Source organism: Mesorhizobium sp. BH1-1-4 (genome assembly GCF_020165665.1).
In the GTDB taxonomy this organism is placed as follows: domain Bacteria; phylum Pseudomonadota; class Alphaproteobacteria; order Rhizobiales; family Rhizobiaceae; genus Mesorhizobium.
The window spans coordinates 232,748-251,131 of the sequence record NZ_JAIUIN010000006.1; the positions used below are offsets into that span (position 1 = coordinate 232,748).

An 18,384-nucleotide genomic window follows, 5' to 3' on the forward strand; every position below is an offset into this window, starting at 1 on the left:
GGTTCGATGCGCCGATCCAAGAGGTTTTGCCATGCAACATGCAACAGGACAGCGTCCATCGAGCCAGATTCTGATCAGCGACACCGACCACGACAGGTTGACCGGCTTGGCGAGGACGGTGCTGGACCGCGCACCCGAGACGGCCGAGGAGCTGCTCTCGGAGCTGGACCGGGCCGTGATCGTGAAAGCGGCGGCAATGCCCGCCGGTGTAGTGCGAATGGGCTCGACAGTGACGATCCGCGACGAAGGCGGCGACATCAAGCGCATCGTGCTGGTCTATCCAGGCGAAGCCGACATTGCCGACAACCGGATCTCGGTGCTGACGCCGATGGGAACGGCGCTGATCGGCGCCAGCACTGGACAGGCGGTGTGCTGGAGCAGTCGTGGCGGACGCAAATTGTCGGTGACCGTGGAAGCCGTCGGTACGGCCGCCGGCGGCGAGCGTCGATCATGGAGGCAGTGATGAAAGACAGGAGCTGCCGCCTGACAATGAAGGATTTCGCCGTCCTGGACGTGATGCTCGAGCGCCGACGCGCATTCGCGGATCCGATGGTGGCGATGCTCGAAGAGAAGCTTTCCAGTGCCAGTACCGTGCCGACCGAGTCCGTCGGATCCGATATCGTGACGATGAACAGCCGCGTGGTGTTTTGCGTCGATGCCGGTGCGGCCGAGACGCGCACCCTGGTGCAGAACGACATGCGCGGGCCGGTCGGCTCCAGCCTGTCGGTGGCAACCAGGCGCGGGCTGTGCATGCTTGGCATGGCGCAAGGCCAGACGGCCTCGATCGAGTTCCCCGAGGGCAGGCGCGAGCAGGTCCGGATCGAGGCGGTGCTCTATCAGCCGGAAGCCGCGCGGCGGGCGGCCCGGGAAAGGGCTTCCGCAGGCAAACCGCGGCCGCACGGGCTGACCCTCGTCCATAGCACCGGCGCTTCCATGCGGCCTCTTGGCGAGACTGCCCGAATGCGGCAGACAGAGGGAGATGACGATCCCGGTCCGTCGGCGGCGTGAAGAGCCATGGCGCATGAGGGCGAAGATCGGGATCGATTTTCGCCGGCGATCGTGCGCAAATCGCGGATGCTGCCGTGTCCAACGGCGTGCCGAGGGACACGGCGTAAGGAGTGAACGATGAAGATCATGGTGCTGGGCAGTGGCGTCATCGGGGTGACCACGGCCTATTATCTCGCCGAGGCCGGCCATGAGGTGACGGTGATCGACCGCCAGAAAGGTCCGGCGCTGGAAACCAGCTTCGCCAATGCCGGCGAGATTTCCCCCGGCTATGCCTCGCCCTGGGCAGGGCCCGGCATTCCGCTCAAGGCCATCAAGTGGCTGCTGATGAAGCACGGCCCGCTGGTGGTGCGGCCGGCCTTCGATCCGCATATGTGGACATGGCTGGTCAAGATGCTGCGCAACTGCACGGCCGAGCGCTACGCCATCAACAAATCGCGCATGGTGCCGTTGGCCGAATACAGCCGCGACACGTTGAAGGCGCTGCGCGAAGCGACGGGCATTGCCTATGACGAGCGGACCCAGGGCACGCTGCAGCTCTTTCGTACGCAAAAGCAGCTCGACGGTACTGGTGGCGATGTCGAGGTGCTGAAGAAATATGGCGTGCCTTATGAAGTCCTCGACAAGGACGGTTGCATCGCGGCCGAGCCGGGCCTGGCAGGGGTACGTGAGAAATTCGTCGGCGGCCTGAGGCTGCCGCATGACGAGACCGGCGACTGCAAGATGTTCACCGACAGGCTGACCGAGCTCTGCGTGGCGCGCGGTGTCAAGTTCGAGTACGACGTGACGATCTGGCGCGTCATCCGCAGCCGCAATCGCGTCGCCAATCTGAGCACCAGCGCGGGCTGGAAGGCGGCGGACGCCTATGTCATGGCGCTGGGCAGCTATTCGGCGGGTTTCATGCGCCGGATGAAGCGATCGATCCCGGTCTATCCGGTCAAGGGTTATTCGATCACCGTGCCGATCAAGGACGCCGCCGCCGCACCCGTGTCGACAGTGATGGACGAAACCTACAAGGTCGCCATAACCCGGCTCGGCGACCGCATCCGCGTCGGCGGCACGGCCGAGATTTCCGGCTTCGATCTCAGGCTGCACGAATCGCGGCGGCGCACGCTCGAACACTCGGTCGGCGATCTCTTTCCCGGCGCAGGCGCCATGCGCGAGGCGACGTTCTGGTGCGGGCTGAGGCCGATGACGCCGGACGGACCACCGCTGATCGGCCGCACCGAGCTGTCCAACCTCTATCTCAACACCGGCCATGGCACGCTCGGCTGGACCATGGCCTGCGGCTCGGCCAAGGTGTTGTCCGACATCATCTCCAACCGGGTGCCCGACATCGACGTGCGTGCCCTGGGGCAGGAGCGGTATCTCAAATAGTCATCCGCGCGTCTCGCCGACTTTGGGCAATGATCAGAACGCCTGCCTGACCCAAGCCTCGTCGAACATTAGCCGGTAGGCCCATGGGATCGTCACATTGGTGGCGACCGGGTTGGAATGGGCGAGGTAGTCGTCATAGACCGGCTTCATCTTGGCGTAAAAGGCCGGGTCGAGCACTATCATGCCGTTCTCCGAATCGTGGAAGAAGCTGCGGTTGTTGAGGTTGACCGACGAGATGGCGACCAGCCTCTCGTCGATCATCATGATCTTGGAATGCAGCACCACGTCAGGCGCCTTGAATTCGCGAATGTTGATGCGGTCGCCATATTTCTCGACGAACAGCTTGTTGAGCGCGGTGAGGAACTTGCCGCCGATATCGCCCTTGAGGTCGATGCGGCCGACAATGTCGATCCTGACGCCGCGGGCGAGGGCCCGGTCAAAGGCCTGGGCGAGGCTCGGGGTCAGATTGAGGTAAGGGTTGACGATCTGGATATGGCGCTGGGCGGCGTCGACCAACTCGACGAAATAGGCTTCGAGCGCATGGCCGTCCTCGTAGGGCACGGAAATGAAATGCCGGGCGGTACCTGACGGGCGGCGGCCATCGGCGCGGACCGGGATGGAGAAGGGGCGCGCCAGGTTGGTGTCGGCATCGCGCAACCACATCGTCGACAGATGCGCGGCGAGCGTCTCGACCGTCGCCTGGTTGGCGAACTCGATGTCGAAGTCGCTCCAGTTCGAATAGTAGTTCAGCGAAAGACCGTCGGTCTTGCCGTATTGCTCGAGCTCCGGATAGCGCGACAGGTCGATCGGTTGGTGGAACAGAAAACCGTCATGGATGTTGCGGCCGCCGATGATGACGCGCGAACGCGCGGGATCCCGCGCCAGCGTCGCCAGCATCTTGATGTGTAGGACCTTGTGCAATTGTGAAATCTGCTCGTCGATCGGCGCGCCATGGTCCGCCCGCCAGCGATATTCCTGCAGCTCGACATTGGGGAATTCCGCTGCCAGCCGGTGCAGCATGGCGTCGTCCTTGTCGCGCTCCAGCACATCGGTGACCATGATGCGCACCTTGGTGCCGAGCGCGGCGTGGTGGCGGATCAGCCGCTCGATGATGCGCCCGGTAAAGTCGGCCTTGAATTCGAGCGAGGACAGATAGATCAGCTTCAGCCTTGGCGCGTGCGAGAAATCGAGCGGCAGTTCCGGATCGCCCTTGTCTATGGCTGCGTCGGACAATGGCGCGCCCATCAGCGCCTCGACCTTGGCGTTGAAGCCGTCGCGCGACTTGCGCAGCAGTTTGGGTTCTCCCAACGGCAGCGCGCAGGTCTGCGACAGCCAGCGGCTGGCATAGAAGGCGCGCCCGAGCGCGTCGAGGCCGGCACCGCTGGTAACCGGGCAGCGCTGGTAGCGGCTGTCCAGGGCGGCGAGCGCCGGATCGGCGGTCTCTTCGCGGCGGATGGTGAGCGGCGCGCCCGTGGGTGCAAGGCTGGAGCGGACCTTTGCCGTGCACCGGTTCAGGCTGTCGCTTGGGAACAGGCTGACCGTGTCATCCTCGCCGGACAGGCGAAAGCGGAATGCCGCACCAGCGGCAATGGTGCGCGAGGCGCCGACGGCACGGATCGCCAAGGCGCCGTCGCAGGTGCCCTCGATGTCGGCCGGCTGCCTGCCCGCCTGGCGCACGACGATCTCGGTGCTGCGTGCCTGCAGGCCGGAAAAATCGAACGTCTTGGGGGCCGAGGGCCGCGCCGCCGCGTCGATGTAGAGCGTCTGCCGCGACGCCCGCCAGCGGGCATCGAACCGGCCGTCGCCGCTGCCTTCACTGGCCGGCGGCAGATGCGCCTTGGCAACCGGTCCGGCCAGTTGCCGCAGCGTCGAATATGTTGCCTGGAAGTCGCGGTTCTGGACATCGCGCCGGTTGCGCCCGAACGGACCGGTGCCGTTGGCACGGTCCATGGCGCCGAGCTCGTTGTTGGCGAGCAGCGCCAGGAACCGCTTCTCGTAATCGCTGGTAGCGGCATCCCCAAAAAACTGCGCGGCCGCCACCTGGGGGCCGGATGTGCCGGCCGACAGCGAGGGCCGCGCGCAGCCCTCCTGTCCCGGCATGAGGGCGCAGCCATTGCGGCCCGCGCCGGCACAGCCGGCGAGGACCGCGAGCGCCAACAAAGCGGGGAGGATCGACGGGCGGCTGTTCACCCGGCGGCTCCGGCCTTCATGGCACTCAGCTGCGCCGGGTCGCGCGGCGGCATGAAACCATGTGGGAAGACTTTGCACACCGGAATGGCAAAAGTGGCGATCAGTAATTCTGCCTCGTCGCGCATCTTGCGGGATGCCGTCTTGTCGTCGCGGATGGCCCGCGCCGAGGCGACGAGGGCGCCGTCACAGGCGCAATGGTCGTGTTGGGCGATGTAGCAGGCGTCATGGGTTCGGCAGACCGCGTCGAGGCGATCGACGGGTCGGGCCGACAGATCGCCGGTGCGGGTGCCGGGACCGCAATAATTGCCGATGACGAAAGGCGAGGGACGGGCCATGGCGTAGCGGATCGGCTTGGGCAATTCGGCTTCCGGTACTTTCGTCCATGGATTGGCGCATGCGGAGACGAGAAGCAGCGGCAGGATGGCAAGATGGGCTCGCATGTCTATCCGCGCCAGCTTTCTGAAAGATTCCCACCCGGTGGCCCTGCCGATGGCTGACGACCGCACGCCTGATGCCACACAGGCCGGTTTTGTGGCAAGGAAAAGGCGGCGGATGTCGCCTGATCGTGATATGCTAAGGTGACATCTCCCATACGGACATTCCGGCCAGGCATTCGAAAGCACCGATGATACGTTTAAGCTTTGCGATTACCACTCTTGCAACTCTGTCCTGTACTTTTGCAGCCAATGCGGAAGACAAGACCTTTCATGATCAGAAGAACGGGTTCTCGCTGACCTTTCCCTCGGACTGGACCATCCAATCGCCTTCCGATGAAGAGATAAAGCTGAGCGTGGTGTCCGCCGATCTGACCTGCATGGTATCGGCCTCAATTTACGATCGTTCGGCAGCGAACTCGCAATCCAGTACGCGCGAATACATCGAAGGCTGGTCGATGGACAATTGGAAGAAGACATTCGGGCCCTCATTCAACACGGCCGATTTCAGCAATGACAGGCTCTCGACGTTCCCCGATGGCTACCCTGTGCGCCTTGCGGACGCGAAGTTCACGGTTCTCAGCCAGGACACGACCATCCATGGCCATTCCAGATTCGCGTTTTCGGTTCGGGGCGCGAGTTACGGCTATGTGAACTGCTCCGTGATGGGCCAAAGTGCCGAGCAAGTGGCGCAGATGTGGACGCCGCTCGCGGACAAAGCAGAGCGTGTGGTCAATTCGTTCATCCTGGACCCGCCCTGACCTGCGCGCAGTGCTTCCAGATTTTTGGGTTCACAGGAACAGGCCCCGTTCCCGCTCCACCGCCTTGGTGATGAAGCTGGCGACGATCTGGACGCGGCGCAGCGGCCTCACCGATTCGTGATAGACCAGCCAGTAGGCGCGGCGGATAGGCGCGACGATGTCGACCGGCACCAGTTCCGGCATCGAGCGGGCGACGAAGGTGTGCAGGATGCCGATGCCGGCGCCCGAACGCACGGCCTCGGCCTGGCCGAGCGCCGAGGATATGGCAAAGCTGGTATGCCAGTCGGCGCTGAACTCGGCGGCATAATCGAGCGAGGGGCTGACGATGAGGTCCGGCACATAACCGATGAGAGTGTGCTGGCCAAGATCGGCGGCGGTTTTGGGCAAGCCATTGGCTTCGGCATAGGCGCGCGCGGCGAACAGCCCGAGGGTATAGTCGACCAGCTTGCTCGCGACCAGCCGCCCTTCGGTCGGCCGCTCGACGGTGATCGCGATATCGGCCTCGCGCCGCGACAGCGAGAAGGAGCGCGGCACCGGCACGAGCTGGATGGTGAGTTCGCGGTGAAGGGCGGTGAGCTCGCCCAGGCGCTTGGCCAGGAAGGCGACGCCGAAGCCGTCGGGCGCGCCGATGCGCACGGTTCCTGAAACATCGTCGCCCTCGCCCGATATGGTCGAGCGCGCGGCGATCATGTCGCCTTCCATGCGCTCGGCGATGTCGAGGAAGCGCTCGCCGGCCGGCGTCAGTTCGCTGCCGGTGGTCAGCCGGCGGAAGAGTTTTGTCCTGAGCGCCTCTTCAAGGGCCGCGATGCGGCGCGAGACGGTGGCGTGGTTGAGCTCCAGGCGTTTGGCCGCACCCAGGATCTGGCCGGCACGCGCCACGGCGAGAAAGATGCGGACGTCATCCCAGTTCATCTACCCTCCCGACGATAAGCGTCATTTGCGGCAATTAATGCACAATCAACTGCCGCTGTCTATTTTTCGCACAACGGTTGCGATCTCCCTCGCGTTGCCATCGCCCGCGCAAAGGCGGACAATGCATCATCATCAAACCCAGGGAGAGAAATCATGATCGAGTACGGTCATTACATCGGCGGCAAGCATGTCGCCGGCACCAGCGGCCGCAAGCAGGACGTGATGCAGCCGATGGACGGCACGGTGCGCGGCACGGTGGCGCTGGCCTCGCAGGCGGAACTGCGCGCGGCGGTCGAGAACGCCAAGGCGGCGCAGCCGAAATGGGCTGCCACCAACCCGCAGCGCCGCGTGCGCGTGCTGATGAAGTTTCTCGAACTGGTCGCCCGCGACTATGACGAACTGGCCGACATCCTGGCGCGCGAACATGGCAAGACCATCGCCGACGCCAAGGGCGACATCCAGCGCGGCCTCGAAGTGGTCGAGGTCTGCATCGGCGCGCCGCACATGATGAAGGGCGAGTTCACCGACGGCGCCGGCCCCGGCATCGACGTCTATTCGATGCGCCAGCCGCTCGGCGTCGTCGCCGGCATCACGCCGTTCAATTTTCCGGCCATGATCCCGCTGTGGAAGATCGCACCGGCCATCGCCTGCGGCAACGCCTTCATCCTCAAGCCGTCCGAGCGTGATCCGGGCGTGCCGATGCGCATCGCCGAACTGTTCCTCGAAGCAGGGTTGCCCGCCGGCATCCTCAATGTCGTCAACGGCGACAAGGAAGTGGTCGACGCCATCCTCGACGATCCCGATATCAAGGCCGTCGGCTTTGTCGGCTCGACGCCGATCGCCCATTACATCTATTCGCGCGGCACGGCGGCGGGCAAGCGCGTGCAGTGCTTCGGCGGCGCCAAGAACCACATGATCATCATGCCCGACGCCGACATGGACCAGACCGTCGACGCACTGATCGGCGCCGGCTACGGTTCGGCTGGCGAGCGCTGCATGGCGATCTCGGTCGCCGTCCCGGTCGGCAACGATACCGCCAACCGGCTGATGGAAAAGCTGATCCCGCGCGTCGAGAGCCTGAAGGTCGGTCCGTCGACGGATTCGACCGCCGATTTCGGCCCGCTGGTGACGGCGCAGGCGCTGGAGCGGGTCAAGGGTTACGTCGACACCGGCGTCAAGGAAGGCGCCAAGCTCGTCGTCGACGGCCGCGGCTTCAAGATGCAGGGCTATGAGGACGGCTACTATATGGGCGGCTGCCTGTTCGACAACGTGACAGCGGACATGCGCATCTACAAGGAAGAAATCTTCGGACCGGTGCTCTCTGTGGTGCGGGCGCCGCGTTACGAGGATGCGATCAAGCTCGCCAACGACCACGAGATGGGCAATGGCGTCGCCATCTTCACCCGCGACGGCGATGCCGCGCGTGACTTTGCTTCCAGGGTCCAGGTCGGCATGGTCGGCGTCAACGTGCCGATCCCGGTGCCGATTGCCTACTACACGTTCGGCGGTTGGAAAGCGTCTTCCTTCGGCGACCTCAACCAGCATGGCCCGGACGCCTTCCGCTTCTACACCAAGACCAAGACGGTGACGTCGCGCTGGCCGTCCGGCATTAAGGACGGTGCCGAGTTCGTCATCCCAACGATGAACTAAGCCGGACGTTTTCTTGGTCTGCGCGTCCTCGCCTTCGGCCGCGGGCGCGCGGGCTGGCATCAAGGACGGTGCCTAGTTCGTCATCCCGACGATGAACTAAAGCCGAACGAGAAGACGCGATTTTGCTCAAGGCCTAAGTCCCCGACTTAGGCCTTTTGTTTTTGCAAACGCTAATGTGATGGAACCGGCGCGGCACGCGCCGATATCGTGAAAGCGCTCGGGAGAACTTCCACGAAAGCGAAGCCGGGCGCGGCCTGATCAATCCCAATGTGGTCCTCGAAGTGTTCGTTTCCGATCACGGCACTGGACGGTTCTGGCTTCCGACACGAAGGGCCAGAGTTGCATCCTGTCGGTCGGCGAGGGCTGGGACAGCCCAACGATCAAGGCGGCCTTGCCGGGCGCCTGAGCTATTAGCCTTCTCGCTCTCGCAGCTATCGGGTCGCAGCCACCTCGGCATGGCCGCGCAGCAGCGCCATCAGCTTCTTGGCGTCCTTGGCGGCGCCTTCCTCGTCGCCGTCCAGGATCGACCGGATCAACGCGACATGGTGCTCGGCGGATTCGGCCAGGCCGGTGTCGGCCTTGTAGCGGAACCAGAAGCGGCGGCTGTGGGTCTGCAACGGGGCGGCCAGCCTCGCGGCGAACGGGTTGTCGGCGGCCAGCGCCAGCGCGTCGTCGAGCGCCTTGTCGGCCTGGATAAAGGCAAGCACGTTGCCCGAGATGACCGCCTTCTGCATGGCAAGTGCGGCCTCGTGAAACAGGTCGGCGGCCTCGCGGGTGACGAAGCGGGCGGCCGATCGTGCGAGCACCACCTCGACGCCGCGCCTTGCGTCGAGCACGCGCAGCCAGTCGCCGGGATGCAGCGGTGCGATGGCGATGCCGGCACGTGGCCTGACATCGAGCAGTCCCTCCCAGGCCAGCCGCTGGATCGCCTCGCGCACCGGCGTGCGGCCAAGCGCCAGCCGATCGATCAGGGAGCCCTCGGTGACAAAGCTCGCCGGCGCCAGTTCGAGCGTGACGATCATGTGTTCTAGGACACGGTAGGCCCTGGCCGCCGCGGGCTCGGGCATGGTGCTTGCTTCGATGGATATCAAAGGCGGTCTCCTGATATATCTAGAATATATCATAACGGAATCCGCATTGACAGCGGCTTTCCTAACAGATATACCGCTGATATATCAGATGGAGAAATAGCCATGTGGACCGGAGTTTTCCCCGCCGTCACGACCAAGTTCACCGCCGACGACCGGCTCGATCATGCCGAGATGGAGCGCTGCTTCGGCCTGCAGATGGATGCGGGCTGTGACGGCATCATCGTCTGCGGCTCGCTCGGCGAAGGGCCGATGTTGTCGCCGGACGAGAAGATCGAGGTGCTGAAGACCGCGCAGAAGGTCGCCGGCAAGAAGCCGGTGCTGCTGACGGTCAACGAGGCTGGCACCCGCGAGGCGGCCAGCATCGCCAGGCGTGCCGCCAAGGAAGGCGCCAACGGCCTGATGGTGGTGCCGAGCCCGATCTACCATACCAACGCGGAAGAGACGGTCGCGGCTCTCCGCGCCGTCGCCGAAGCCGGTGACCTGCCGGTGATGATCTACTCCAACAGGCTCGCCTATCGCGTCGACGTCAGCGTCGACCAGATGGAGGAACTGGCGTCGGACAAGCGCTTCGTCGCCATCAAGGAGTCCTCCGACGATATCAGGCGTTCGACCGAGATCATCAATCGCCTGGGCAGCCGCTACGACCTGTTCACCGGTGTGGACAACCTCGCCTTCGAGGCGCTGTCGGTCGGCGCCATCGGCTGGGTGGCCGGCCTGGTCACCGCTTTCCCGCGCGAGACCGTCGCCATCTACCAGTTGATGAAGCAGGGCCGCCGCGAGGAAGCGCTCGCCATCTACCGTTGGTTCCGGCCGCTGCTCGATCTCGACGTCTCGACCTATCTGGTGCAGAACATCAAGCTCGCCGAAGTGTTCGCCATCAACACCAATGACCGCGTGCGCATGCCGCGCCAGCCGCTGTCGGGCGAGCGCCGCAAGGCGGTCGAGAAGATCGTCAAGGACGCGCTCGCGGTGCGGCCAACGCTGCCGCAGTTCTGAGGAGAAGTTTCTTCTCCCCGTTCACGGGGAGAAGACGGCGGTTCACCCTCCGTAGCTGCAGCGCAGCTGCCGCGAAGGACGGGCAGCCAGATGAGGGGCAGCGCCCACGTGCAGGATGATTCCAAATTGGCAAACGAGGGGCACAGCCCCTCATCCGCCCTTCGGGCAGACATCGCCATCATCGGCGGCGGCATCATCGGCATTTGCGCGGCGGCCTTCCTGGCCGAGGCGGGGCTGGATGTCACGGTTTTCGACCGCACCGGCATCTGCGAGGAGACGAGCTCCGGCAACGCCGCCGCCTTTGCCTTCTCCGACGTGCTGCCGCTGGCCCACAAGGGCATGATCCGGCAGCTGCCGAAATGGCTCGCCGATCCACTCGGCCCGCTCAGCATCCCGCCTGCCTACCTGCCGAAGCTTCTGCCCTGGTTGATCCGGTTCTGGCGCGCTGGCGCGCCGGGGAAATACGAGGCGAGCCTGACGGCGCAGGCCGGCATGATGAAGCTTGCCGAGGCCGAATGGATGGATCTGCTCGATCGTTCCGGAACGCGGCCGATGCTGCGAGAGGACGGCTCGCTCGAACTCTACGAAAGCGAGGCGGAATTCCGCGCCTCGCTGTCGGGCTGGGCGGCGCGCGAGCGTTTCGGCATCGGCTTCCGACATGTCGAGGGCGAGGCACTGGCGGGCTTGCAGCCGGGGCTGTCGCCGCGTTTCGTCAAGGGCACCTTCGTGCCGGGATGGAAGACGGTCGCCGACCCAAAACTGCTCGGCAAGGCGGTGTGGGCTTACGCGCAGTCCAGGGGTGCCCGCTTCGAGATGGCCCGCGTCGAGCGGGTCGCCGCAGACCAGGAAGGCGCTGTGTTGACGCTGGCCGACGGCTCGACGAGGCAAGCCAGGCAACTCGTCATAGCCGCGGGCGCATGGTCGCACCTGCTGGCGCGACAACTCGGCGATCGCATTCCGCTGGAGACCGAACGCGGCTACAACACGACCTTGCCGAAGGGCGCCTTCGACGTGAAGCGGCAGTTGATCTTCTCCGGCCACGGCTTCGTCATCACCCCGCTCGAAACCGGCCTGCGTGTCGGCGGTGCCGTGGAGCTCGGCGGCATCGATCGGCCGCCCAATTTCGACAGGTCGAAAGCGCTCCTGCAAAAGGCGCGGAAATTCCTGCCGGGGCTCGATCCCTCCGGCGGGCGCGAATGGATGGGGTTCCGGCCCTCGCTGCCGGATTCGGTACCCGTCATTGGCAGGGCGACGCGAAGCCGTCAGGTTATCTATGCCTTCGGCCACGGCCATCTCGGCCTGACCCAGGCCGCGGCAACCGGACGGTTGATCCTGGAATTCGTTCTGGGGCAGACTTCGTCCGTTGATCCGGCCCCCTTCAGCCCACAACGATTTTGATTTTTTCGGGTTTTGATTTTCGAGGAGCGACATGGCCAAGAAATCCTTCTTCTGCATCGACGGCCACACCTGCGGCAACCCGGTGCGGCTGGTCGCCGGCGGCGGCCCGCTGCTGCAGGGCTCGACGATGATGGAGCGGCGCGCGCATTTTCTTGCCGAATATGACTGGATCCGCACCGGGCTGATGTTCGAGCCGCGCGGCCATGACGTGATGTCCGGCTCGATCCTCTACCCACCGACGCGCGAGGATTGCGACATCGCCATCCTGTTCATCGAGACCTCCGGTTGCCTGCCCATGTGCGGCCACGGCACCATCGGCACGGTGACGATGGCCATCGAGCACGGCTTGATCAAGCCGAAGACGCCCGGCGTGCTCAGGCTCGACACGCCGGCCGGCCTTGTCATCGCCGAATACAAACAGGTCGGCGAGTATGTCGAGGAGGTGCGCATCACCAACGTGCCGTCCTTCCTCCATGCCGAAGGGCTGACGGTCGAATGTCCGGGGCTCGGCGAGATATCAGTCGATGTCGCCTATGGCGGCAATTTCTACGCCATTGTCGAGCCGCAGGCGAACTACCGTGACATGGCCGATCATTCCGCCGGGGACTTCATCGCCTGGAGTCCGGTGGTGCGGCAGCGGCTCAACGAGAAGTACACCTTCGTCCATCCGGAAAATCCCGGCATCGCCGGACTGTCGCACATGCTGTGGACCGGGAAGCCGACGGTCGAGGGCGCGGATGCGCGCAATGCCGTCTTCTACGGCGACAAGGCGATCGACCGCTCCCCCTGCGGCACGGGCACCTCGGCGCGCATGGCGCAGCTCCATGCCAAGGGCAAGCTCAAGGCCGGCGACGCCTTCGTCCATGAATCGATCATCGGTTCGCTGTTCAAGGGCAAGGTCGAAAAGGAGGTCACCGTGGCTGGTAAATCGGCGATCATCCCATCGATCGGCGGCTGGGCGAGGATGACTGGACTGAACACCATCTTCATCGACGACCGCGATCCGTTCGCGCACGGTTTTGTGGTCAGGTAAGGAGAATCCTGACCCAACGGAAATGAGTGTGACGAAAAAGCGAACCGTGTCAGGAACGCAAGGATTCCTCTCATCACCTAATTTTGACGGTGATTTCTTCGAAACGCGGCGCATGATGCGCCTCAATCGTCAAAGACATTGCGTTATGCCAATGATAGGGTCCGCGATAGTCCAGGGGTCGGGTGCAAAAAACGTGCGATCGGAAAGGCGTGATGTGGAAGCACGCGGAGCGATCAGAAAAATCACGTTGCAATCCGGGCTCGAAACTTTACGACTAGGGGAAATACGAAAAGGAATGCGTCTGCATGGGCGACATTCCAGGGGAGCCATGTACACATGCAGTACTTTGTCCAGCAGCTTATCAATGGGCTGACGCTGGGATCGATCTATGGGCTGATCGCGATCGGCTACACGATGGTCTACGGCATCATCGGCATGATCAATTTCGCCCATGGCGATATCTTCATGGTGGGCGCCTTCGCGGCGCTGATCGTTTTCCTGATCCTGACTTCGCTGTTTTATTCGGTGCCCGTGGTCATCGCGCTGCTGATCATGATGGTCGTGGCGATGCTGCTCACCAGCCTCTACAACTGGACGATCGAGAAGGTGGCCTACCGGCCGCTGCGCGGTTCGTTCCGGCTGGCGCCGCTGATCACCGCGATCGGGATGTCGATCGCGCTGTCGAACTTCGTCCAGGTGACGCAAGGGCCGCGCAACAAGCCGATCCCGCCGATGGTCAGCCAAGTCTACAACATCAACGGCGTCAGCGTGTCGCTGAAGCAGATCATCATCGTCATCGTCACGGCCTTGCTGCTGGCGCTGTTCTGGTACCTGGTCAACAAGACCTCGCTTGGCCGGGCGCAACGCGCCTGCGAGCAGGACCGCAAGATGGCGGCACTGCTGGGCATCGACGTCGACCGCACCATCTCGATCACCTTCATCATGGGTGCAGCACTCGCGGCCGTCGCCGGCACGTTGTTCCTGATGTACTACGGCGTCATCGCCTTCTCCGACGGCTTTACGCCGGGTGTGAAGGCATTCACGGCGGCGGTGCTTGGCGGTATCGGTTCATTGCCTGGTGCCGTGCTGGGCGGCTTGCTGATCGGCTTCATCGAAAGCATGTGGTCGGCTTACTTCTCCATCGACTACAAGGACGTCGCGGCGTTTTCGATCCTGGCGATCGTGCTGATCTTCCTGCCTTCCGGCATATTGGGCCGGCCAGAAGTCGAAAAGGTCTGAGACCATGGCCGTGACCGTATCTCCTGAGCGCGACACCGTCGCCAGTCCCATGCAGCGCGCGCTGCGCGAGGGCTTCTATGCCGGCGCCATCGCGCTTGGCCTGTTCGTGCTGTTCATCGGCCTCAAGACCGACCAGAACATCTCCAACGAACTGGTCTTGGTGCAGCGCTGGGGCCTGCTGGCCGCCGTGGTCATCGCCACGGCCGTCGGCCGTTTCCTCTACGTCGCCTATGGCCAGCCTTTCATGGCCAACCAGAAAATCACCAATGTCGCCACCGGCCTGTTGCCAGCCAGCGTCGCATCGCGCTTCTTCCAACTGCCCTGGTTCATAGCGGCAATCGTCGCGGCGGTGCTGTTGTTCGTGTTCAACAGCTCGCTCGCCGGATGGGTCGGAGCGGAACCGGCAGGCTATCTGCAGTTCCTGCGCGCGCTGGCGGTCATTTACGTGCTGGCCTGCGTGATCTATTACTTCCGTGGGTTCATCCACGCCAACTTCACTAAACTCGGCATTGCCGCGTTGGTGCTCTATCCGATCCTTGTCGTCGTCGTGCTGTCGTTGATGTCGTGGTCTATCGCCACCGGGCTGCAGGGCTCGCTGAAATGGGTCGACAATTTCGGCATCCAGATCCTGATCTATGTGATGCTGGCCTGGGGCCTCAACATCGTCGTCGGCCTCGCCGGACTGCTCGATCTCGGCTACGTCGCCTTCTATGCGGTCGGCGCCTACGCCTATGCGCTGCTTGGCACGACCTATGGCCTGTCGTTCTGGATACTGCTTCCGGCGGCCGGTGCCATGGCCGCCTTCTGGGGCGTGCTGCTCGGCTTTCCGGTGCTACGCCTGCGCGGCGACTATCTGGCGATCGTCACCCTTGCCTTCGGCGAGATCATCCGCCTGGTGCTGATCAACTGGCGCGACGTGACCAACGGATCGGCCGGTATCTCCGGCATCCCGAAAGTCACCTTCTTCGGCCTGATGACCTTCAATGTCTCGGACCCCAACTATATCGCCAAGGTCCTGCACCTCGCGACCTCGAGTGCCTACTACAAGATCTTCCTCTACTACCTGATCCTGGCGCTTTGCATGCTCACCGCCTTCGTCACCATCAGGCTGAGGCGCATGCCTGTCGGCCGCGCCTGGGAAGCCTTGCGCGAGGACGAGATCGCCTGCCGTTCGCTCGGCATCAATACGACGACGACCAAGCTGACCGCCTTTGCCACCGGCGCCATGTTCGGCGGTTTCGCCGGCGCATTCTTCGCCGCCCGGCAAGGCTTCGTCAGCCCGGAATCCTTCGTCTTCCTGGAATCGGCCATCATCCTGGCCATCGTCGTGCTTGGCGGCATGGGCTCGCTGGTCGGCATCGCCGTCGCGGCATTGGTCATGATCGGCGGCACCGAGGCGCTGCGCGAACTCGACTTCCTCAAGCAGGTTTTCGGGCCCGATTTCACGCCGGAACTCTACCGCATGCTGCTGTTCGGCATGGCCATGGTCATCGTCATGCTGTGGAAGCCGCGCGGCTTCGTGGGCAGTCGTGAGCCGACCGCCTTCCTCAAGGAGCGAAGGGCTGTCTCGAGCTCCTTCACCAAGGAAGGACACGGCTGATGAACGCAAGCGCAATTCAGAGGACCAATCCGGGCATGAAAGACGCCATTCTGCAGGTCGAGCACCTGTCGATGAAGTTCGGCGGCCTGGTCGCCATCGGCGACCTGTCGTTCGAAGCCCGGCGCGGCGAGATCACGGCGCTGATCGGGCCCAACGGTGCCGGCAAGACCACCGTGTTCAACTGCATCACCGGCTTCTACAAGCCTTCGGAAGGCATGATCACGCTCAACCGCGCCGATGGCTCCAGCTACCTGCTGGAACGGCTGCCCAACCATGAGATCCCGGCGCGCGCCAAGGTGGCGCGCACCTTCCAGAACATCCGCCTGTTCTCAGGCATGACGCTGCTGGAGAACCTGCTGGTCGCCCAGCACAACAAGCTGATGAAAGCTTCGGGCTACACGATCCTAGGGCTGTTTGGCTTCAGCGGCTATCGAAAGGCCTCGGCCGAATCGGTGGAGCTCGCCAAGCACTGGCTGGAGAAGGCCGATCTCGTCGATCGCGCCGACGATCCGGCCGGCGACCTGCCTTACGGCGCGCAGCGGCGGCTCGAGATCGCGCGCGCCATGTGCACCGGCCCGGAGCTTCTGTGCCTCGACGAACCGGCGGCCGGTCTCAACCCGAAGGAATCGGCGGCTCTCAACGAACTGTTGATGGGGATCAAGCACACGACAGGCACCTCGATCCTCCTGATCGAGCACGACATGTCGGTGGTCATGCAGATCTCCGACCATGTCGTGGTGCTGGAATATGGCCGTAAGATCTCCGACGGCAATCCGCAGTCGGTGCGCACCGATCCGCGCGTCATCGCCGCCTATCTCGGCGTCGACGACGAGGAGGTCGAGACCGTGCTCACCGAAGTCGGCGACGAGGACGTCATCGAACAGCTCGACATCGGTCCTGACTCCGCGCATGGCCCGGGAACATCGTCGTCGTATCTAGCCGGTCCGGTGAGCGACACGGTCGGCCATAGCCAAGGTGAACGCGTAACCGTGTCGAAAGGCGCCTCCAAAGCGGCGCAGGTCGATGCCCGTGCCGTCAGCGTGGCAAGCAGGCCTGTTGCGACAACGCCGGCGCCGGCCAAGCCCGCCGCGGAGAAGGCGGCACCAAGGAAAATGGCTGCCAAGGCTCCTGCAGCGAAGGCCGAAGGCGTTTCGAACCGTCTCCCTGCCCCGCGTGGCGGCAAGGCCGACAATCTGACCCGCATCAAGGGCATCGGCACGGTCAACGAGAAGAAGCTCAACGAACACGGCATTTTCCACTTCGACCAGATCGGCGCCTGGAAGAAAGCCGACGTCGAGGCGGTCGAAGCCTATCTCGCCTTCGACGGACGCATCAGCCGCGAGGAATGGGTCAAGCAAGCCAAGCTGCTCGACCGGCGCAAGGATACGGAGTTCTCGCGCCGCGTCGACGCCGGCAAGGTGGCGACCAGCCATACGTCCGGAAAGACTGCCGGCGCGGCGTCGGGGAAAGCCGCGACCAAGCCTGCGACGGGCAAGCGCGGAGGGGGCAAGTGATGGCCGGGAAAACGCTGCTCGATATCAAGGGCGTGCAGACCTATTACGGCAACATCCGTGCGCTCAACGGCGTCGATGTCTCCGTCAACGAGGGGGAGATCGTCGCGCTGATCGGCGCCAACGGCGCCGGCAAATCGACGCTGATGATGACCATATTCGGAGCGCCACGCGCCCGAACGGGTACCATCACCTTCGCCGGCACCGACATCACCCAGTTGCCGACGCACGAGATCGCGCGCCTGCGCATCGCGCAATCGCCCGAGGGCCGGCGCATCTTTCCGCGCATGACGGTGATGGAAAACCTGCAGATGGGCGCCAGCCTCGACAACCTCAAGCACTATGACGAGGACGTCGAGAAGGTGTTCACGCTGTTCCCGCGCCTGAAGGAACGCATCGCCCAGCGCGGCGGCACGCTGTCGGGCGGAGAGCAGCAGATGCTGTCGATCGGGCGCGCGCTGATGGCGCGGCCGAAGCTGCTGCTGCTCGACGAGCCGTCGCTGGGTCTGGCGCCGCTGATCGTCAAGCAGATCTTCGATGCCATCCGCGAGTTGAACCGCACGCAAGGGCTGACCGTGTTCCTGGTCGAGCAGAACGCGTTCGGCGCGCTCAAGCTCGCCACGCGCGGCTATGTCATGGTCAACGGCAATGTGACGATGAGCGGCACCGGCAAGGAGCTGCTCGCCAATCCGGAAGTGCGCGCCGCCTATCTCGAAGGCGGACATCACTGAGTTCAGGAGACTTCCCATGCAAGGCATTCTCTACGAGGAACCGTCGGTCTGGCAGTTCTTCTTCGTCACCTGCCTGCTCGGCGGCTGGGCGGCCTGGATGACCGGCAAGGCCAGCGCTCAGACATGGCGCAGCTTCATCCAGCTGTTTGCCTATCTGCTCGGGCTCGGCGTCGGCATCCGCTTCATCCACCACGCGCTGTTCAATGGCACGATGTTCTCGCTGCATTACTATATCGTCGACACCATCGTGCTGATGATACTGGGCTTCGTCGGCTATCAATACACACGAACGAACCAGATGGTCACACAGTATAATTGGCTCTACGAAAGAGCTTCAATCTTGAGCTGGAAACCGAAAGGTTGACGTTCATCATTAACGCCGCGTCAGGGATGAATCGGCGTGACAAGTGCCTGAAAATCGGCAAACTATGCTTTCTGCGATAAGGGTGGGCATCG

At 63.7% G+C, this 18,384-nt stretch carries 17 protein-coding genes; 13 read left to right on the forward strand and 4 right to left on the reverse strand.

The window, feature by feature from the left end:
• Nucleotides 1–31 precede the first annotated feature (31 nt).
• The 3 genes from rnk to LB569_RS13950 all read left to right on the forward strand — a co-directional run bounded on the left by rnk (nt 32) and on the right by LB569_RS13950 (nt 2,382).
• Nucleotides 32–463, forward strand: a complete 432-nt coding sequence (rnk, locus tag LB569_RS13940) for a nucleoside diphosphate kinase regulator (RefSeq protein WP_224692832.1) — start codon at nt 32–34, stop codon at nt 461–463.
• A gap of 26 nt (nt 464–489) precedes the next feature.
• Nucleotides 490–1,008 (forward strand): GreA/GreB family elongation factor, encoded by a 519-nt coding sequence (locus LB569_RS13945; protein ID WP_224692833.1) that lies wholly within the window; start codon nt 490–492, stop codon nt 1,006–1,008.
• 117 nt (nt 1,009–1,125) lie between these two features.
• Entirely contained in the window at nt 1,126–2,382 is a 1,257-nt protein-coding gene (locus tag LB569_RS13950; RefSeq protein WP_224692834.1) for a D-amino acid dehydrogenase, read from the forward strand.
• Nucleotides 2,383–2,415: 33 nt separating this feature from the next.
• Here the strand turns inward: LB569_RS13950 and LB569_RS13955 are convergent, their stop codons facing one another.
• Together LB569_RS13955 and LB569_RS13960 are read right to left on the reverse strand one after the other, a co-directional pair.
• Nucleotides 2,416–4,482, reverse strand: coding sequence for a phospholipase D-like domain-containing protein (locus tag LB569_RS13955; RefSeq protein ID WP_224692904.1), 2,067 nt, complete (start codon nt 4,480–4,482; stop codon nt 2,416–2,418).
• A gap of 86 nt (nt 4,483–4,568) precedes the next feature.
• Nucleotides 4,569–5,012: a hypothetical protein gene (locus tag LB569_RS13960; protein ID WP_140702486.1), complete on the reverse strand. Its 444-nt coding sequence runs from the start codon at nt 5,010–5,012 to the stop codon at nt 4,569–4,571.
• A 185-nt stretch (nt 5,013–5,197) separates the two neighbouring features.
• Here LB569_RS13960 and LB569_RS13965 point away from each other — a divergent pair, with 185 nt between their 5' ends.
• A complete protein-coding gene (locus LB569_RS13965) occupies nt 5,198–5,767 on the forward strand; it encodes a hypothetical protein (RefSeq protein ID WP_140702484.1) in 570 nt (189 codons plus the stop codon).
• A 30-nt stretch (nt 5,768–5,797) separates the two neighbouring features.
• Here the strand turns inward: LB569_RS13965 and LB569_RS13970 are convergent, their stop codons facing one another.
• On the reverse strand, nt 5,798–6,679 hold the full coding sequence (locus tag LB569_RS13970; protein WP_140702482.1) for a LysR family transcriptional regulator: 882 nt from the start codon (nt 6,677–6,679) through the stop codon (nt 5,798–5,800).
• A 153-nt stretch (nt 6,680–6,832) separates the two neighbouring features.
• On the opposite strand from LB569_RS13970, the gene LB569_RS13975 reads away from it, so the two are divergent.
• Nucleotides 6,833–8,329: a CoA-acylating methylmalonate-semialdehyde dehydrogenase gene (locus LB569_RS13975; RefSeq protein ID WP_224692835.1), complete on the forward strand. Its 1,497-nt coding sequence runs from the start codon at nt 6,833–6,835 to the stop codon at nt 8,327–8,329.
• Between the two features lie 431 nt (nt 8,330–8,760).
• Here LB569_RS13975 and LB569_RS13980 read toward each other — a convergent pair whose 3' ends face one another.
• Nucleotides 8,761–9,396, reverse strand: coding sequence for a GntR family transcriptional regulator (locus tag LB569_RS13980; protein ID WP_181173620.1), 636 nt, complete (start codon nt 9,394–9,396; stop codon nt 8,761–8,763).
• 126 nt (nt 9,397–9,522) lie between these two features.
• Between LB569_RS13980 and LB569_RS13985 the strand changes: the two genes are divergently transcribed.
• The 8 genes from LB569_RS13985 to LB569_RS14020 all read left to right on the forward strand — a co-directional run bounded on the left by LB569_RS13985 (nt 9,523) and on the right by LB569_RS14020 (nt 18,292).
• The gene (locus tag LB569_RS13985; RefSeq protein WP_224692836.1) at nt 9,523–10,416 is read left to right on the forward strand and encodes a dihydrodipicolinate synthase family protein; all 894 of its coding nucleotides are present in this window, start codon (nt 9,523–9,525) and stop codon (nt 10,414–10,416) included.
• A 90-nt stretch (nt 10,417–10,506) separates the two neighbouring features.
• Complete coding sequence (locus tag LB569_RS13990; protein ID WP_224692837.1) at nt 10,507–11,814, forward strand: NAD(P)/FAD-dependent oxidoreductase; 1,308 nt, start codon at nt 10,507–10,509, stop codon at nt 11,812–11,814.
• Nucleotides 11,815–11,845: 31 nt separating this feature from the next.
• Nucleotides 11,846–12,847: a 4-hydroxyproline epimerase gene (locus LB569_RS13995; RefSeq protein ID WP_140702472.1), complete on the forward strand. Its 1,002-nt coding sequence runs from the start codon at nt 11,846–11,848 to the stop codon at nt 12,845–12,847.
• 336 nt (nt 12,848–13,183) lie between these two features.
• The gene (locus tag LB569_RS14000; protein WP_140702470.1) at nt 13,184–14,086 is read left to right on the forward strand and encodes a branched-chain amino acid ABC transporter permease; all 903 of its coding nucleotides are present in this window, start codon (nt 13,184–13,186) and stop codon (nt 14,084–14,086) included.
• A gap of 4 nt (nt 14,087–14,090) precedes the next feature.
• The gene (gene livM / locus LB569_RS14005; protein WP_140702468.1) at nt 14,091–15,686 is read left to right on the forward strand and encodes a high-affinity branched-chain amino acid ABC transporter permease LivM; all 1,596 of its coding nucleotides are present in this window, start codon (nt 14,091–14,093) and stop codon (nt 15,684–15,686) included.
• On the forward strand, nt 15,686–17,200 hold the full coding sequence (locus LB569_RS14010; RefSeq protein ID WP_224692838.1) for an ATP-binding cassette domain-containing protein: 1,515 nt from the start codon (nt 15,686–15,688) through the stop codon (nt 17,198–17,200). Before livM ends, LB569_RS14010 begins: the two co-directional genes overlap by 1 nt.
• Nucleotides 17,200–17,928 carry an ABC transporter ATP-binding protein gene (locus LB569_RS14015; RefSeq protein WP_140702465.1) on the forward strand — a complete coding sequence of 243 codons (729 nt, stop codon included), beginning with the start codon at nt 17,200–17,202 and terminating at the stop codon, nt 17,926–17,928. Before LB569_RS14010 ends, LB569_RS14015 begins: the two co-directional genes overlap by 1 nt.
• 16 nt (nt 17,929–17,944) lie before the next feature.
• The gene (locus LB569_RS14020; RefSeq protein ID WP_140702463.1) at nt 17,945–18,292 is read left to right on the forward strand and encodes a DUF6867 family protein; all 348 of its coding nucleotides are present in this window, start codon (nt 17,945–17,947) and stop codon (nt 18,290–18,292) included.
• Nucleotides 18,293–18,384 lie beyond the last annotated feature (92 nt).

What these genes read in the sequence shown, in the direction of transcription:
- rnk (WP_224692832.1), top strand. Translation starts at nt 32, where the DNA reads ATGCAACATGCAACAGGACAGCGTCCATCGAGCCAGATTCTGATCAGC.
- LB569_RS13945 (WP_224692833.1), top strand. Translation starts at nt 490, where the DNA reads ATGAAGGATTTCGCCGTCCTGGACGTGATGCTCGAGCGCCGACGCGCA.
- LB569_RS13950 (WP_224692834.1), top strand. Translation starts at nt 1,126, where the DNA reads ATGAAGATCATGGTGCTGGGCAGTGGCGTCATCGGGGTGACCACGGCC.
- LB569_RS13955 (WP_224692904.1), bottom strand. Translation starts at nt 4,482, where the DNA reads ATGCCGGGACAGGAGGGCTGCGCGCGGCCCTCGCTGTCGGCCGGCACA.
- LB569_RS13960 (WP_140702486.1), bottom strand. Translation starts at nt 5,012, where the DNA reads ATGCGAGCCCATCTTGCCATCCTGCCGCTGCTTCTCGTCTCCGCATGC.
- LB569_RS13965 (WP_140702484.1), top strand. Translation starts at nt 5,198, where the DNA reads ATGATACGTTTAAGCTTTGCGATTACCACTCTTGCAACTCTGTCCTGT.
- LB569_RS13970 (WP_140702482.1), bottom strand. Translation starts at nt 6,679, where the DNA reads ATGAACTGGGATGACGTCCGCATCTTTCTCGCCGTGGCGCGTGCCGGC.
- LB569_RS13975 (WP_224692835.1), top strand. Translation starts at nt 6,833, where the DNA reads ATGATCGAGTACGGTCATTACATCGGCGGCAAGCATGTCGCCGGCACC.
- LB569_RS13980 (WP_181173620.1), bottom strand. Translation starts at nt 9,396, where the DNA reads ATGCCCGAGCCCGCGGCGGCCAGGGCCTACCGTGTCCTAGAACACATG.
- LB569_RS13985 (WP_224692836.1), top strand. Translation starts at nt 9,523, where the DNA reads ATGTGGACCGGAGTTTTCCCCGCCGTCACGACCAAGTTCACCGCCGAC.
- LB569_RS13990 (WP_224692837.1), top strand. Translation starts at nt 10,507, where the DNA reads ATGAGGGGCAGCGCCCACGTGCAGGATGATTCCAAATTGGCAAACGAG.
- LB569_RS13995 (WP_140702472.1), top strand. Translation starts at nt 11,846, where the DNA reads ATGGCCAAGAAATCCTTCTTCTGCATCGACGGCCACACCTGCGGCAAC.
- LB569_RS14000 (WP_140702470.1), top strand. Translation starts at nt 13,184, where the DNA reads ATGCAGTACTTTGTCCAGCAGCTTATCAATGGGCTGACGCTGGGATCG.
- livM (WP_140702468.1), top strand. Translation starts at nt 14,091, where the DNA reads ATGGCCGTGACCGTATCTCCTGAGCGCGACACCGTCGCCAGTCCCATG.
- LB569_RS14010 (WP_224692838.1), top strand. Translation starts at nt 15,686, where the DNA reads ATGAACGCAAGCGCAATTCAGAGGACCAATCCGGGCATGAAAGACGCC.
- LB569_RS14015 (WP_140702465.1), top strand. Translation starts at nt 17,200, where the DNA reads ATGGCCGGGAAAACGCTGCTCGATATCAAGGGCGTGCAGACCTATTAC.
- LB569_RS14020 (WP_140702463.1), top strand. Translation starts at nt 17,945, where the DNA reads ATGCAAGGCATTCTCTACGAGGAACCGTCGGTCTGGCAGTTCTTCTTC.